Here is a 525-nt window from a genome sequence, read left to right as displayed (position 1 = left end):
CGGTGCCCGCCACGGGTCTCCGTGGCGGGCACCGGTCGTGCGGTCAGTGGCGGGTGTAGGGGTTGGCTCCGCCGTCGAGGTAGCGCTCGGTGTCGAGGGTGCCGTCGTGGTCGGAGTCGGTGACCAGGACGTCGGCGTCGCCGTCGAAGTCGCGGTCGATGGCGACCTGGTCGAGGTTGCCGTCGCCGTCGTTGTCGAGGCCGACGACGTCGATGCGGCCGTCGCCGTTGGTGTCGGAGTAGAAGGCGTCGGGGTTGCCGTCGCCGTCGCGGTCGACGACGAGGGTGTCGAGGCGGCCGTCGCTGTCGGTGTCGACGAAGGCCTTGTCGATGTCGCCGTCGCCGTCGACGTCGTAGGCGACAGCGTTGGCCACGCCGTCGTGGTCGGTGTCGATGAAGTAGGCGGTCGAACCGTCGGTCTGCTCGGCGACCACGACGTCGTAACCGGGGTCCTCCTGGTAGCCGGTGTCGCCGGCGGCCGGGTCGGTCTCGGCCGCGGGGTCGTACTCGCTCATGTCTGCTCCCG

Annotated in this window: 1 pseudogene; it reads right to left on the bottom strand. The window is 70.9% G+C overall.

Features of this window, described 5'->3' with window-relative positions:
• Window positions 1-43: 43 nt before the first annotated feature.
• A pseudogene (locus tag Voc01_RS52685) lies at window positions 44-525 on the bottom strand (hypothetical protein); the annotation flags it as partial.

It is taken from the genome of Virgisporangium ochraceum (assembly GCF_016863655.1).
Taxonomy (GTDB): Bacteria; Actinomycetota; Actinomycetes; order Mycobacteriales; family Micromonosporaceae; genus Virgisporangium; species Virgisporangium ochraceum.
Note: the sequence above shows the minus strand (reverse complement) of the source record. Positions and strands in the feature narration are given on the sequence as shown.